The sequence below is a fragment of the Parendozoicomonas haliclonae genome (genome assembly GCF_900174585.1).
Classification (GTDB): domain Bacteria; phylum Pseudomonadota; class Gammaproteobacteria; order Pseudomonadales; family Endozoicomonadaceae; genus Sansalvadorimonas; species Sansalvadorimonas haliclonae.
In genome coordinates this window covers 232,918-246,691 of record NZ_FWPT01000007.1, presented here as the reverse complement: position 1 = coordinate 246,691, position 13,774 = coordinate 232,918, and the positions used below count along the sequence as shown (strand labels likewise).

General features: G+C 53.6%; 11 protein-coding genes. 7 read left to right on the top strand and 4 right to left on the bottom strand.

Going from position 1 to position 13,774, the window contains the following annotated elements:
- Positions 1-4: 4 nt before the first annotated feature.
- The 4 genes from odhB to sucD all read left to right on the top strand — a co-directional run bounded on the left by odhB (position 5) and on the right by sucD (position 4,856).
- Entirely contained in the window at positions 5-1,231 is a 1,227-nt protein-coding gene (gene odhB / locus EHSB41UT_RS15995) for a 2-oxoglutarate dehydrogenase complex dihydrolipoyllysine-residue succinyltransferase (RefSeq protein ID WP_087111821.1), read from the top strand.
- Between the two features lie 35 nt (positions 1,232-1,266).
- On the top strand, positions 1,267-2,706 hold the full coding sequence (gene lpdA, locus EHSB41UT_RS15990) for a dihydrolipoyl dehydrogenase (RefSeq protein ID WP_087111819.1): 1,440 nt from the start codon (positions 1,267-1,269) through the stop codon (positions 2,704-2,706).
- Between the two features lie 111 nt (positions 2,707-2,817).
- Positions 2,818-3,987: an ADP-forming succinate--CoA ligase subunit beta gene (gene sucC, locus EHSB41UT_RS15985; RefSeq protein ID WP_087111619.1), complete on the top strand. Its 1,170-nt coding sequence runs from the start codon at positions 2,818-2,820 to the stop codon at positions 3,985-3,987.
- On the top strand, positions 3,984-4,856 hold the full coding sequence (gene sucD, locus EHSB41UT_RS15980) for a succinate--CoA ligase subunit alpha (protein ID WP_087111617.1): 873 nt from the start codon (positions 3,984-3,986) through the stop codon (positions 4,854-4,856). Before sucC ends, sucD begins: the two co-directional genes overlap by 4 nt.
- A gap of 87 nt (positions 4,857-4,943) precedes the next feature.
- On the opposite strand, the gene EHSB41UT_RS15975 is transcribed toward sucD, so the two are convergent.
- Entirely contained in the window at positions 4,944-5,651 is a 708-nt protein-coding gene (locus EHSB41UT_RS15975) for an endonuclease (RefSeq protein ID WP_087111615.1), read from the bottom strand.
- A gap of 156 nt (positions 5,652-5,807) precedes the next feature.
- Here EHSB41UT_RS15975 and EHSB41UT_RS15970 point away from each other — a divergent pair, with 156 nt between their 5' ends.
- Positions 5,808-6,698 carry a prenyltransferase gene (locus tag EHSB41UT_RS15970; RefSeq protein WP_087111613.1) on the top strand — a complete coding sequence of 297 codons (891 nt, stop codon included), beginning with the start codon at positions 5,808-5,810 and terminating at the stop codon, positions 6,696-6,698.
- Here the strand turns inward: EHSB41UT_RS15970 and EHSB41UT_RS15965 are convergent.
- The 3 genes from EHSB41UT_RS15965 to EHSB41UT_RS15955 form a co-directional block, all read right to left on the bottom strand.
- Positions 6,695-7,819: a hypothetical protein gene (locus EHSB41UT_RS15965; protein WP_087111611.1), complete on the bottom strand. Its 1,125-nt coding sequence runs from the start codon at positions 7,817-7,819 to the stop codon at positions 6,695-6,697. The two genes, EHSB41UT_RS15970 and EHSB41UT_RS15965, sit on opposite strands and share 4 nt — an antisense overlap.
- Positions 7,820-7,971: 152 nt before the next feature.
- A complete protein-coding gene (gene gspD / locus EHSB41UT_RS15960) occupies positions 7,972-10,005 on the bottom strand; it encodes a type II secretion system secretin GspD (protein WP_165767290.1) in 2,034 nt (677 codons plus the stop codon).
- Positions 10,006-10,070: 65 nt separating this feature from the next.
- A complete protein-coding gene (locus EHSB41UT_RS15955; RefSeq protein WP_087111607.1) occupies positions 10,071-10,697 on the bottom strand; it encodes a type II secretion system protein N in 627 nt (208 codons plus the stop codon).
- 344 nt (positions 10,698-11,041) lie between these two features.
- On the opposite strand from EHSB41UT_RS15955, the gene gspE reads away from it, so the two are divergent.
- Together gspE and gspF are read left to right on the top strand one after the other, a co-directional pair.
- Complete coding sequence (gene gspE, locus EHSB41UT_RS15950) at positions 11,042-12,550, top strand: type II secretion system ATPase GspE (protein WP_278248158.1); 1,509 nt, start codon at positions 11,042-11,044, stop codon at positions 12,548-12,550.
- Positions 12,551-12,553: 3 nt separating this feature from the next.
- Positions 12,554-13,774 (top strand): type II secretion system inner membrane protein GspF, encoded by a 1,221-nt coding sequence (gspF, locus tag EHSB41UT_RS15945; protein ID WP_087111606.1) that lies wholly within the window; start codon positions 12,554-12,556, stop codon positions 13,772-13,774.

Genomic DNA, 13,774 nt, shown 5'->3' with positions numbered 1-13,774 from the left:
CACTATGGCCACTGAGATTAAAGCCCCAACGTTTCCGGAGTCCGTAGCTGACGGCACCATCGCTACCTGGCACAAGAAGCCTGGCGAGGCCTGTAAGCGGGACGAACTGCTGGCTGATATTGAAACCGATAAGGTGGTACTTGAAATTGTTGCCCCGGCTGATGGCGCACTCTCCGAAGTATTGAAGGAAGAAGGCGACGTTATCCTGAGCGAAGAAGTGATTGCTCGCTTTGAAGTCGGTGCTGCTGGCACGGCTGCGCCTGCCGAAGCAGCAAAGGCAGAAACAGAAAGGGCTGAAGCGGCTGTTCCAGCTGTTGCCAATAACGAAGATCCTATCCTGAGCCCGGCGGCCCGTCGTGCCGCTGAGGAAAATGGCGTTAATCCATCCCAGGTAACTGGCACCGGTAAAGATGGCCGGGTGACCAAGGAAGACGTTCTGGCCTTCGCCAAGAGCGGAGCCGCCACTCCTGCACCTGCCGCAGCGCCAGCACCTGTTGCCGCACCGGCTCCACAGCCAATTGCCGCCGGTGAGCGGGTTGAAAAGCGCGTACCTATGACACGTCTGCGTGCCAAGGTTGCCGAGCGTCTGGTGGAAGCCCAGCAGACTGCGGCCATGTTGACCACCTTCAATGAAGTCAACATGAAGCCAATCATGGATCTGCGCAAGCAGTACAAAGACGTGTTTGAAAAGCGTCACGGCACCAAGATGGGCTTTATGTCCTTCTTCGTGAAGGCGGCCTGTGAAGCTCTGAAGCGTCAGCCAGTGGTCAATGCCTCTATCGACGGCAACGATATTGTTTATCACGGTTACCAGGATATCGGTGTTGCCGTATCCAGCGACCGTGGTCTGGTAGTGCCTGTTCTGCGTGACGTAGACGACATGAGCCTGGCTGATATGGAAAGCTCCATCCGTGACTTCGGCATTAAGGCCCGTGACGGCAAACTGGGCATCGAAGATATGACTGGCGGTACCTTCACCATTTCCAACGGTGGTGTGTTTGGTTCCCTGCTGTCCACTCCGATTCTGAATCCACCACAGGCGGCCATCCTGGGAATGCACAAGATCCAGGAACGCCCGATGGCTGTTGATGGAGAGGTCGTTATCCTGCCAATGATGTACCTGGCCCTCTCCTATGATCACCGCCTGCTGGACGGCAAGGAAGCAGTTACCTTCCTGGTAACCATGAAAGAGCTGCTGGAAGATCCGGCTCGCATGCTGCTCGATATCTAAGCGGATCAACCGGTTATTAATTTGGGATAATGAAAATGTCCGATAAATATGATGTTGTAGTTATTGGTGCCGGCCCAGCAGGCTATGTCTGCGCTATCCGTGCCGCACAGCTGGGTCTGAAAACGGCCTGTATTGATAAGTGGATTGACGACAAGGGCAAGGCCAAGCTCGGCGGAACTTGCCTCAACGTTGGCTGCATTCCATCCAAGGCGCTGCTGGATACCTCCCACAAATTCCATGAAGCTCAGAAAGGCTTCAAGGTACACGGTATTTCCATGGACAATCTGTCCATCAATGTTGGCGAGATGCTCGATCGCAAGAACAAAGTGATCAAGCAGATGAACCAGGGTATCACCGGTCTGTTCAAGGCGAACGGTGTGACCTCCATCCTGGGTACCGGTAAGGTTCTGGCCGGCAAGCAGGTTGAAGTGACTGATACCGATGGCAAAACCTCCGTGATCAGCGCGGAAAATATTGTTATCGCGACCGGCTCCCAGCCAATCAATATTCCACCAACGCCTCTGCATGAAGATGTGATCGTTGATTCCACCGGCGCACTGGAGTTCACTGAAGTGCCTAAGCGTCTGGGTGTTATCGGTGCTGGTGTTATCGGCCTTGAACTGGGCAGCGTATGGTCCCGTCTGGGTTCCGAGGTTGTGGTTCTGGAAGCTCAGGACAGCTTCCTGGCTCTGGCTGATCAGCAGATCGCCAAAGAATCCGCCAAGATCTTCAAGAAGCAGAAGCTGGATATCCGTCTGGGTGCCCGCGTTGTTGGTTCCGAGCTGAAAGGCAAAGAAGTCGACGTACGCTACGTTGGCAGCGATGGCGAAGAGCAGACCGTGACTTTCGACAAGCTGATTGTTGCTGTTGGCCGTCGTCCGTTCACCGAAAACCTGTTTGCTGCGGATGCAGGCATCAACCTGGACGAGCGTGGTTTCGTCTTTGTTGATGACCAGTGCCGTACTGACGTACCTGGCGTATATGCGATTGGCGACGTGGTTCGTGGTCCAATGCTGGCGCACAAAGGTTCCGAAGAAGGTGTAATGGTTGCCGAGCTGATTGCCGGCAAGGTTGCCCAGGTGAACTACGAGCTGGTGCCTTCCGTTATTTACACCCATCCGGAAGTGGCATGGGCCGGTAAGACCGAAGAAGAAGTGAAGGCCAGCGGCGAAGAGTACAAAGTCGGTACCTTTCCGTTCGCAGCCATTGGCCGTGCAGTGGCTTCCAACGAAGCTGACGGTATGGTCAAGGTGATCGCCGACAAGAAAACTGACCGGGTTCTGGGCGTACACGCCGTAGGTCCGGTCGCTGCTGAACTGGTTCAGCAGGGAGTTATCGCCATGGAATTCCAGGCCAGCTCTGAAGATCTGGCACTGACCATGTTTGGTCACCCAACCTTTGGTGAAGCTTTGCATGAAGCGGCGCTGGCGGTTGATGGCCACGCCATTCACATGCCGAACCGCAAGCGTAAATAATCACCGCGACGGCATTGAATAGACTTCAATAATAAGAATAAAGGAGAGAGGCCGGCGGCGCTGGCCTCTCAAGAATGATAAAACGGCGCACAAAGCGCTCAAGGTGTTTGAATGAATCTGCACGAATATCAGGGCAAGCAACTGTTTGCCGAATACGGGCTGCCGGTTTCTACCGGTTACGCCTGCGATACCGCGGATGAAGCTGTAGAGGCAGCTGAAAAGATCGGAGGGGATATCTGGGTTGTTAAGGCTCAGGTTCATGCCGGTGGTCGTGGTAAGGCCGGCGGTGTAAAACTGGTTAAGACCAAAGATGAGGTCCGCGCTTTTGCCGAGCATTGGCTGGGTCGTAATCTGGTGACTTACCAGACTGATGAGAAAGGTCAGCCGGTCAGCAAGATCCTTGTTGAGAGCTGCACCGATATTGCCAGCGAACTCTATCTGGGTGCCGTTGTCGATCGTACCACTCGCCGTGTTGTATTCATGGCATCCACCGAAGGTGGCGTGGAGATCGAGAAGGTTGCCGAAGAGACTCCTGAAAAAATCCTGAAAGCAGAAATCGATCCACTGGTTGGCGCTCAGCCATACCAGGCGCGTGAGCTGGCTTTCCAGCTGGGTCTGGATGCCAAGCAGGTGAAGCAGTTCACCAAGATCTTCCTCGGCCTGTCCAAGCTGTTCCACGACTACGATCTGGCCCTGCTGGAAATCAATCCGCTGGTTATCACCGATGCCGGTGATCTGCACTGCCTGGATGCCAAGATCAATATCGACAGCAACGCTGTATACCGTCAGCCAAAGCTGAAGGCGATGCACGATCCATCCCAGGAAGATGCCCGTGAAGCACACGCTGCTGAGTGGGAACTGAACTACGTAGCACTGGATGGCGACATAGGTTGCATGGTAAACGGTGCCGGTCTGGCCATGGGTACCATGGATATCGTTAAGCTGCACGGTGGCGAGCCTGCCAACTTCCTCGACGTAGGTGGTGGTGCGACCAAAGAGCGTGTTACCGAAGCGTTCAAGATCATCCTGTCTGACGACAAGGTGAAAGCGGTTCTGGTTAACATTTTCGGCGGTATCGTACGTTGTGACCTGATTGCTGAAGGTATCATCGGCGCCGTTAAGGACGTGGGTGTTAAGGTGCCGGTTGTTGTCCGTCTGGAAGGTAACAACGCAGAAAACGGTTCCAAGCTTCTGGCCGAAAGTGGTCTGGATATTATTGCGGCCACCAGTCTGACTGACGCGGCCCAGCAGGTAGTTAAGGCAGCGGAGGGCCAGGCATGAGCATTCTGATCGATAAAAACACCAAAGTGATCTGCCAGGGTTTCACCGGTTCCCAGGGTACTTTCCACTCCGAGCAGGCGATTGCTTACGGCACCAAGATGGTTGGTGGTGTAACGCCGGGTAAGGGTGGTCAGGAGCATCTGGGCCTGCCAGTGTTTAACACTGTTGAAGAAGCCGTTAAGGCTACTGGCGCTGAAGCCAGTGTCATCTACGTGCCAGCACCTTTCTGTAAGGATTCCATCCTTGAAGCCGCCAATGCCGGTATCAAGCTGATCGTCTGCATCACTGAAGGCATTCCTACCCTGGATATGCTGGACGCGAAAGTGAAGTGCGACGAGCTGGGTGTGGTTCTGATCGGCCCTAACTGCCCGGGCGTTATCACTCCAGGCGAATGTAAGATCGGCATCATGCCAGGTCATATCCACAAGCCAGGTAAGGTTGGTATCGTATCCCGTTCCGGCACCCTGACTTACGAAGCCGTTAAGCAGACCACTGACTTCGGTTTCGGTCAGTCCACCTGTGTCGGTATCGGTGGTGACCCGATCCCTGGTTCCAACTTCATCGATATCCTGGCTCGTTTCGAGAAGGATCCAGCCACTGAAGCGATCGTTATGATCGGTGAAATCGGTGGTACCGCTGAAGAAGAAGCGGCTGCTTACATCAAAGAGAATGTGACCAAGCCTGTGGTTTCTTACATTGCTGGTGTGACTGCTCCTGCCGGTAAGCGTATGGGCCACGCGGGCGCAATCATCGCCGGTGGTAAGGGTACTGCGGATGAGAAATTCGCGGCACTGGAAGATGCTGGCGTGAAGACTGTTCGCAGTCTGGCTGACATCGGTCAGGCCCTGAAGGAAGTGACTGGCTGGTAAGCACTGCCTGGCCTGACACTTTCTCGGTAAACCCAAAACGGACGACCAAAGTCGTCCGTTTTTTTGTGCTCTATTTTTCTCGGCTATTTACTGTTTGGCCAGACGTTCAACCACAAACGGGTTATCCCAGCCCATAATCTTGCTGATCCGTTCATGGCGTTCCTCTTCCCACTCTGATACCGGATACTGGTTGTTCCAGGCGGTGTAGAGCTTCTGTTCCTGCTTACTGAGTTTTAATTGGTACTTGGCAGCCATATACAGGTAGGCGCGGGCTATCTTGCCGCGCTTGTTAACCGGCGGTTCTGCCCGGCGCTGTTTGAAATCGACTTTGAATTCGCACTGACCATACATATCCGGTTTGCTTGAGAGGTCACCAAAGCGGAAGTTGGAACGGTCACCATTCACCTCACCAATGCTGGGTACCAGGTTGAACAGGTCGGCTTCCATGGCGCGGAACTCACGATCCTTGTGGCAATTCTTGCGGCCGCCATCCTGCCAGCACTGGCGCTGATGGCCAAAGGCCCAGGCCGGCATAACATGTTCCCATTCTATGCGATTGGCGCGGGTTTCCTGTTTCCTGACTTCATAGCCACAGCTCTCAAGGTCAGGAATTAATTTCCAGCGTCCACGCTCATCCCGTATTTCCTGGTACGGACAGCTGCAATAAAAGGTTTGCTGATGATCCTGATAAACAACAGCGGCCAGTTTTTTTGCCTTGGAGAAATTGTCCGGTGCAGCCTGTGTGAAAGGGCTGATCAGAAGCAAAATCAGCAGGAGGTTTTTTATCGGTGCCATGAAGGGAAATAAAGTCAGGTGGAAAGACTTTATTCAATCATGTTTATGTCGTGTAAAAAAGAGCCGGCAAAAGGTTTGCGATTTGTGGACAATGCGTGTGGTAGTCTGGCCTGCGCTTCTCTATGATTGTCGTTTTTTCAGGACTGTCAGGCATCCATGTCTTCTGAAAGAACAGCACTTCCTGGACCGGCCAAATATTTCTTTTTGCGCGCCCTGCGTCCTTTTTCCCTTTCTGTCACTCTGGTGACCTGTGGGCTCGGTATCACTCTGGCCGGGCATGACGGTATGCTGGATGTCTCCCGTGCTGTACTGGTCATGATTGCCGGTATGCTGCTGCAATCGGCCGTTAACCTGTTTAATGATTATGCGGATGTTGAACTGTGGGAACGCAGTGATGGTTACTACGCCAATAATGTTCTGGCGATGATTCGTCGTAACCTGCTGGTGGCCAAGATTATGGCCGGCCTGTCTGTGGCTATTGGTCTGGTGCTGGTTTTCCAGGCGGGCTGGGAGCTGCTGGTGATTGGTGCCCTTGGTCTTGCCGGTGGTTATTTTTATACCGGACAGCCTATCGCCTATAAAAACCGTGGAGGTGGTGTATTCGCAGTTTTCCTGTTCACCGGTGTATTGATGGTGGTGGGCAGCTATGTTGCTGTGACCGGGGAGTGGTCTTACCCGGTGGTTCTCTATTCCATTCCTGTCAGTATGATTTCCAGTATGCTGTTGCTGGCTAATGAGCTACGGGATGTGCAGGACGATGCCGTTAATAATATCGGCACCTTCACCGTTCGCGCTGGTGCTCCGCTGGCAGAGTTGCTGTACCGGACGCTGGCTATTGGTGCATTGCTGTACGCATGGGGGCTGGGTTTCTCCGGTGGAATGAACTTCCCTTGGATTATGTTTGTTCCGGCGTTGGCTTTAAAAGAACCTTTCCAGATTTTGAAAGCGTCCAAGATGGCACACCAGCGTAATATTCTGGTGAAACTGCCACCTGTGACCGGACGCTACTTTGTTGTTTTTGGCATCTGCATGATGCTGGCTATCTAGTCCGTTATCTCGTTCAGGATTGCCTCGTGCCCATGATCATGTTCACTGTGATCGTGGGCGGGGTTGCCATTGATCCAGTCACTCAGTGCCTCTGCCAGCTCATAAATATGCAGGCCGGTATGAAGGGTTTCCACAAGTGCCATAATTTGCCCCCTCGCACTGTGAACGTGTTCATGATGTCCGTGTTCATGGAGTCTTTCGATAATGTCCAGAATCAATGCTGCGCTGGCCCAGCTAATGCTGGTTGCGTGTGGGTAGGGGCTGGCCTCGATGATGTCTCCGTGGAAATCGAGATGAATATGATTCCCAACACCGGCATGATCAAGGTGTTCCAGACTTTCCAGTCCATGAATCAACATGGACAACAGGTTCAGACCCAAATGACTCCAGTCACGGTGGTTTAAATAATGTAGTGCACCAGCAGTATGAATGCCCAACTCGCCACTGTGCCAGGCAGCCAGTGTCAGATTACCAAGGCTTTTATAGCTACCTGCAAGCCACTCCCAGAGGGCAACCGGAAGCGGTTCAGGGTGGATTCCCAGCCCTTTGTACAGGAGACCGTTACGCGTGGACATATCGAGCAGCTGTCCCTGCAGGTCAAACAGATGGTACATGCTGGGAGGGCTCAAAGGCGTATCAGCAAAGCGCATGCTTAGGGTACGCCAGCCGTTATGCCAGTGCAGCTCATGAACATGCCAGCGATCGCCTTCATAAACCAGCGTCGCATCCGAGCCAATGCGATGTATAAAGTTGTTACTGCAGTGATAGTGGGTATTGGCTGAAGACTGGGAAGATTCAAATGCCTTCCGGGCCTGATGAAACAAATGGCTGCACTCTGGTCTGTGCTCACTGTCGAGTGGAGCCAGAATGGAGTGAATGCCCGTTGGTGATCGTAAGCTCAAGGTTATTGCGTGTTTGTCTTCGAGCTTCCAGTTTTTAATTTGAATCCCACCGAAAGCCCACTTCTCTGGCTGCTCTTGCTCCTGATGCGGGAGCTCGGGTGTGGTTTCGCTCTCAGCCTGGGCAAGGCCTATATGCGCGGCCGCCAGAAGCGAAATCGAAAAACTGGAAATAGCTCTCCATAGCTTTCGCGAGGCGGAACAGTACTGCTTGTTCTGCATTATCTTCAGCCATTTTTATTGGGGTTGGCTTTTATTTAGCAGAAGACAGAAGGTTTGCCGGGAAAAGTGAGTATTTCCTTAGGTGCAGAGAGTAGTCGGGGAGGTTTGTTACAGAAGCACCTGGATGATGGGTACTTCTGTAACGGTATGTGTTATTTCTTTGCAGCGGGCTCCGGGAGAGCTTCCCGTTCAAACAGCTGGCCGACATCTTTCGGCAGAGAGCTATTCAGCGGTGACTTGTACTTGCCGGATTGAATCAGTTTGATCGCAGAATACTTATCATGGGTCGCTGATTCCAATTCACTGCTGTTACGAACAATGCTGGGCTTGAGGAACAGCATCAGATTCTGCTTCTCAACAATATCCTTCTTGTTTTTGAACAGCCGGCCCAGCAGAGGGATATCGCCCAGCAGGGGAACCTTATCGGTGTTTTTGGTCACAACATCCCGCAGAATGCCACCGAGAACAATGGTTTCCTGATTATCGACCACAATGACCGTCTTCAGCTTACGCTGGAAGGTGATTGGATCACCGGCACTGGCGGTCTGTTGGGTCAGGCTGGACAGCTCCTGTTCGATTTCCAGTCGCAGGGTGTTGCCATCACCAATGTGAGGGGTCACTTTCAGGGTCAGACCAACCGGCTTACGCTCGGTCGTGGTGAACGGGTTGCCGGAGCTGGTGTTGTTCTGCTGGTAGGAGCCGGTGGTAAAGGGCACTTCCTGGCCAACCACAAACTCGGCTTCTTCATTGTCCAGAGTCATCAGGCTGGGTGTCGACATCAGATTGGTATTGCTCTGGCTGCTAAGAGCATTCACCAGTACCCCGAAGTTACTGTTCCGGAGCAGCACCGAACCGTAAGGAATGCCATTCAGATTATTGGATGCATTAACCGCAGCACCAACTACTGAAATCGGGTCGCTGATGGAGCCTTCCCCGCCAGTACGCTGACCCACACTGTTCTTACCCTGATAACCCCACTGAATGCCCAGACTGTCGTTAACATTACCGGTCACTTCCACAATCGCGGCTTCAATCAGCACCTGGGAGCGGCGGATATCCAGCTGGCGTACCAGACCTTCCAGTTCAGTCAGCGTATCCGGGTCAGCAATCATCACCAGGGCATTGGTGGTTTCATCAGCGCGAATAAAGGTACCGTTGGCAAGACCGGACTTTTTACCGGATTTGCTGGAAGTCTGTGGTGTTCTTGAGCTGGTTGAGCGTGATTTGCTGTTGGGCGAAGCATTCGCTTTGCCATCAGGGCTGTCATCTTGAATGGTCTGTGAGGCTTCGTTGAGCATATCGGCCAGATTCTGGGCATCGGCATGGCGCAGGAAGATAACCCGGGTGGAGGATTTACGAATGCCTTCCTTATCCAGGGTATTAACCAGCTTGCGTACCCGAGCCCGCTTGTTGGCATTACCCTTGATGACCAGTCGGTTGCTGCGTTCATCGGCAATCACCTGCATGCCGCTGGGCAGCTGACCTTTGGCGGTTGCCAGAGTGTCCTGAATAATTTTGGCAACATCCCCGACCCAAGCATGTTCCAGAGAAATGACTTCGTAATCATTGTCACTGGCCTGATCCAGCTCCCGCACCAGACGGGTAATCCGGTCAACATTGTCTTTTTGATCGCTGATCACCACCGCATTACCGGAGGCGGAAGCCGCCGCATGGCCATACTGGGCAATCAAGGGACGAACAATGGGAATGACTTCCACCGCAGAGACGCTGTGCAGATCAATAACCCGGGTCACCATGGTGGCGCCGGCCGGACGTTCTTTGCCAACGTTTTGAGGGCTGGCGGTTTTAGCCGTTGTGCTGGGAATAATGCTGCGTACATCACCCTTCGGAATCACGGCATAACCGTTGGCATTCAGCACTTCCAGAAAAATATCGTAGATCTGGCCCTTGGTCATTGGCCGGGTGGAGATCACGCTGACGGTGTTGCCACCCTTGATGCGGGGATCAATAACAAAGGTTTCCCCGGTAATGGCAGCTACCTGGGCAATAAATTCGCGAATGTCGGCATTCTGCTGATTCAGGGTCCAGCGCTTTTCTTCAGCGCTTTTTTCCTGAGCCGGCTGACTGGCAGCTTCCTCGGAATAGGCCGGTACGGCCCAGGCGGAGCCCAGGGCCAGCAGTAATACACCAGCAGTTAGGCTGCTATGTAGAGATCTGCTGTGCAAAAAAAAGTTATGCATCGTCATTCGTTGGCCAATTCTTGAATTCTTTGGAGGTTATCGACTGTCCGTTAATTTCCTTGCCCGCCCGCATCATTATTAACACGTTGACGCAGACGTTCCATTCTCTCTTCTAACTCCCGGGCTTCGGCAACTGGGCCATCCGGCAACCGGTCGGAGCGGGCAGAGGATGGCGGTGGCGGAGTATAGGACTCCACCTGCTGGCTGCGGGCTTCCGGGAAAAGTAGTTTTTGCAGTCGTCCGTTGTGATTGATCACCACATGCTGGGTATGGACACTCTCCAGTACCGCACCGCCGGCAATGGTTTCACCTACCAGATAGAGTCGATCCTGACCGTCATTGCCTTGAATTATGGCACTGGCAGGCTCGCCGCCGGCCAGCGCACCACGCAGAATCAGGCTGAGGGTGGTGGCTGGAATCTCAGCACTACGAAGGTTACGGGGCTTGTCTTCGGCTTGCCCGAACAGCAGTTTGAATTCATTAATGGCCAGGGCTTTCTGGCGAGGTGCTTGAGTCTGCTGAATTTTTTCCGGGGCGGGTGTGGTGAAATCCAGATAGAACCGCTGGACATGGACACCCACGGAATAAATCAGACCGATACAGATCAGAATCAGCAGCAGCTGGCGATGGTATTTCATCAACCATTGTTGTGCCCGTACCATGGAGTCTGTGTTCATTATGTGGCTCAGCTGTCCGTAAGCGTGCTGGCTGTGATGCTGACTCTGGATTTCCCCGGCTGGTTTGATCCATCGTTTGGTAGAGCATTCACCGCATCATTCTTGTTTATGACCAAAATAACAGTCTCAATTTAATATCGTCAAATCAGACAAATAGTAGATGATTTGAACATCTCCTTATAAGTATTGCTACTTAGTCTAATTTATGATCAGGTACAGATGGGCAGATAAGGGAAAATAGTTATTACTATGTTCATTCGGAAAGTGGCCGATTGGAATAAATAACAAGACTGTCTGATTGGCACAGTTGATGTCGGATTGATTTCACTTGCAGGAGCCTGGAGTTGAGTACAGAGCTTACGGACATAGCTGATGAACAGGATACGCAGCTGGCTTTGCTGCCTTTTCCCTTTGCCAACCGTAATCAGGTCATCCTTACTCTTGAGCAGGGCCAGCCTGTGCTCTGCTGTCTGGGGCGGCCGCGCCCGGAGATTCTGACTGAGGTCCGCCGTTTTGCCGGCCAGCCCCTGCAATACCGGCAGGTCAGCAAGGATGATTTCGCTGAGCTGATGAGCCACTGTTATCACCAGAACAGCGGTGATGCCCTGCAGCATGTGGCCGGGATTGGTGATGATCCCGATCTGGGCAGTCTGGCCGATGCTGTTCCTGAAACCGAAGACCTGCTGGAACAATCGGATGATGCACCGGTTATTCGGTTAATTAATGCCATCCTCACCGAAGCTATTAAAGAAGGCGCTTCGGATATTCATATTGAAACCTTTGAATCCCGGCTGGTGGCCCGTTTCCGGGTCGATGGCGTATTGCAGGAGATTCTCAGCCTGAAGCGCACGCTGGCGGCTTTACTGGTGTCCCGGATCAAGGTTATGGCCCGTCTGGATATTGCAGAAAAGCGGGTGCCCCAGGATGGTCGTATCTCCCTGCGGGTAGCTGGTAAGGAAGTGGATGTGCGGGTTTCCACCCTGCCTTCCAGTAATGGTGAGCGGGTGGTGCTGCGTCTGCTGGACAAGGCGGCTGGCCGTCTGCGGCTGGAACACCTCGGGATGCCGGAACGGCATATGAGCCGTATTCGCAAAATGCTGGGCCAGCCCCACGGTATTATCCTGGTCACCGGTCCCACCGGCTCCGGTAAAACCACCACGCTTTATGCCGGGCTGTCCTCTTTGAATGATGCCACCCGTAATATTCTCACCGTTGAAGACCCCATCGAATACAACCTCGAAGGTATTGGTCAGACTCAGGTGAACACCAAGGTGGATATGACCTTTGCCCGGGGATTGCGGGCGATTTTGCGTCAGGATCCGGATGTGGTGATGGTGGGGGAAATCCGGGATACCGAGACGGCCGATATTGCGGTGCAGGCTTCATTGACCGGTCACTTGGTGCTTTCCACCCTGCATACCAATACAGCAGTGGGTGCGATTACCCGTTTGCAGGATATGGGTATCGAGCCATTTCTGCTCTCTTCCAGTCTGGTGGGGGTGATGGCCCAGCGGCTGGTGCGTTTGCTGTGTGATAACTGCAAAGAACCCTATACCGCTGATGATGCCGAGTGCGAACAGTTGGGTGTGGAGAAAAACAATGCGCCAACCCTTTACCACGCCAAGGGCTGCAAAGAGTGCAAGATGCATGGTTACCGGGGCCGAACCGGTATTTATGAGGTCGTCACTATTGATGACACCATCCGCCGGATGATTCACCGCAATGAAGGGGAGATGGCGATTGTTGATTACATGCGCCAGACCTCGCCCAGCATTCGTGCCGATGGTATGAGCAAGGTGCTGGATGGGCGCACCACGCTGGAGGAGGTCCTGCGGGTCACGCAGGACGATTAAGGCATGGCAGCGTTCGAGTTTACAGCCCTTGATGAAAGCGGGCGTGCCCAGAAAGGCACCCAGGAAGCTGACAGTGCCCGTCAGGTGCGGCAGATGCTGCGGGACAAGCAGTGGACGCCGCTCTCGGTTGAGCAGGTTGCCGAAGGCAAGGCCAAAAGCAGTCAGAGCTTTCAATTTTCCTTTGGTGGTGGGCTTTCCGCTTCCCAGCTGGCGCTGATTACCCGTCAGCTGGCCACGCTGGTGCAGGCGGCCATGCCGATTGAGGAAGCTCTTAAGGCTGTGGCCGAACAGCAGGAAAATCGCCGGGCCCGTAATGTGGTTTTGGCAATTCGTTCCAGGGTTCTCGAAGGTTATACCCTTGCCAAAAGCATGGATGCCTTTCCCAGCCAGTTTCCCCAGATGTACCGGGCTACCGTCGCGGCCGGTGAGCATGCCGGTTACCTCGACAAGGTTCTCAACCGGCTGGCGGATTACACCGAACAACGTATGCAGTCCCGCCAGAAGGTACAGTTGGCGCTGCTCTATCCCATGATTCTGGTGCTGGCCGCGATTGGTATTGTCAGCTTCTTGCTGGGCTTTGTGGTGCCGGATGTGATCAAGGTGTTTGCCGATGGTGGTCAGGAGCTGCCATGGATTACCAGTGTGTTGATATCTGCCAGTGACGGGTTTCAGGTGTGGTGGCCCTGGCTGCTGGTAGGCTCGGTCGCGCTGGTGTTTCTTATCCGCTATCTGCTGAAGCGACCAGCTATACGTTTGATCTGGCATGAGCGCCTGCTGTCTCTGCCGGTGATTGGTCGATTCAGTCGCGCTCTGAACACATCCCAGTTTGCCAGCACTCTGAGCATCCTGACCCGCAGTGGGGTTTCTCTGGTGGATGCACTGGCGATTTCCTCCCAGGTGGTCAGCAACGAAGCTATGCGCAAAGCTGTGGTATTGGTCGCCCGCCGGGTCAGTGAAGGTGCTAGTCTGCACCGCTCACTGCAGGACACCACGCTGTTCCCACCGCTGATGCTGCATATGATTGCCAGCGGTGAAGCGACCGGTGAGCTGGATAATATGCTGGAACGGACCGCCAACAATCAGCAGATGGAACTGGAAAACCGGATCGCCATGCTGGTGGGGCTATTTGAGCCATTGATGCTGGTGGTGATGGGCACCATTGTACTGGTGATCGTGCTGGCAATATTGCTGCCCATATTGAATATGAACACTTTGATCAGCTAG

Coding starts and splice junctions, on each gene's coding strand:
- odhB (WP_087111821.1), top strand. CDS start 5: ATGGCCACTGAGATTAAAGCCCCAACGTTTCCGGAGTCCGTAGCTGAC.
- lpdA (WP_087111819.1), top strand. CDS start 1,267: ATGTCCGATAAATATGATGTTGTAGTTATTGGTGCCGGCCCAGCAGGC.
- sucC (WP_087111619.1), top strand. CDS start 2,818: ATGAATCTGCACGAATATCAGGGCAAGCAACTGTTTGCCGAATACGGG.
- sucD (WP_087111617.1), top strand. CDS start 3,984: ATGAGCATTCTGATCGATAAAAACACCAAAGTGATCTGCCAGGGTTTC.
- EHSB41UT_RS15975 (WP_087111615.1), bottom strand. CDS start 5,651: ATGGCACCGATAAAAAACCTCCTGCTGATTTTGCTTCTGATCAGCCCT.
- EHSB41UT_RS15970 (WP_087111613.1), top strand. CDS start 5,808: ATGTCTTCTGAAAGAACAGCACTTCCTGGACCGGCCAAATATTTCTTT.
- EHSB41UT_RS15965 (WP_087111611.1), bottom strand. CDS start 7,819: ATGCAGAACAAGCAGTACTGTTCCGCCTCGCGAAAGCTATGGAGAGCT.
- EHSB41UT_RS15955 (WP_087111607.1), bottom strand. CDS start 10,697: ATGAACACAGACTCCATGGTACGGGCACAACAATGGTTGATGAAATAC.
- gspF (WP_087111606.1), top strand. CDS start 12,554: ATGGCAGCGTTCGAGTTTACAGCCCTTGATGAAAGCGGGCGTGCCCAG.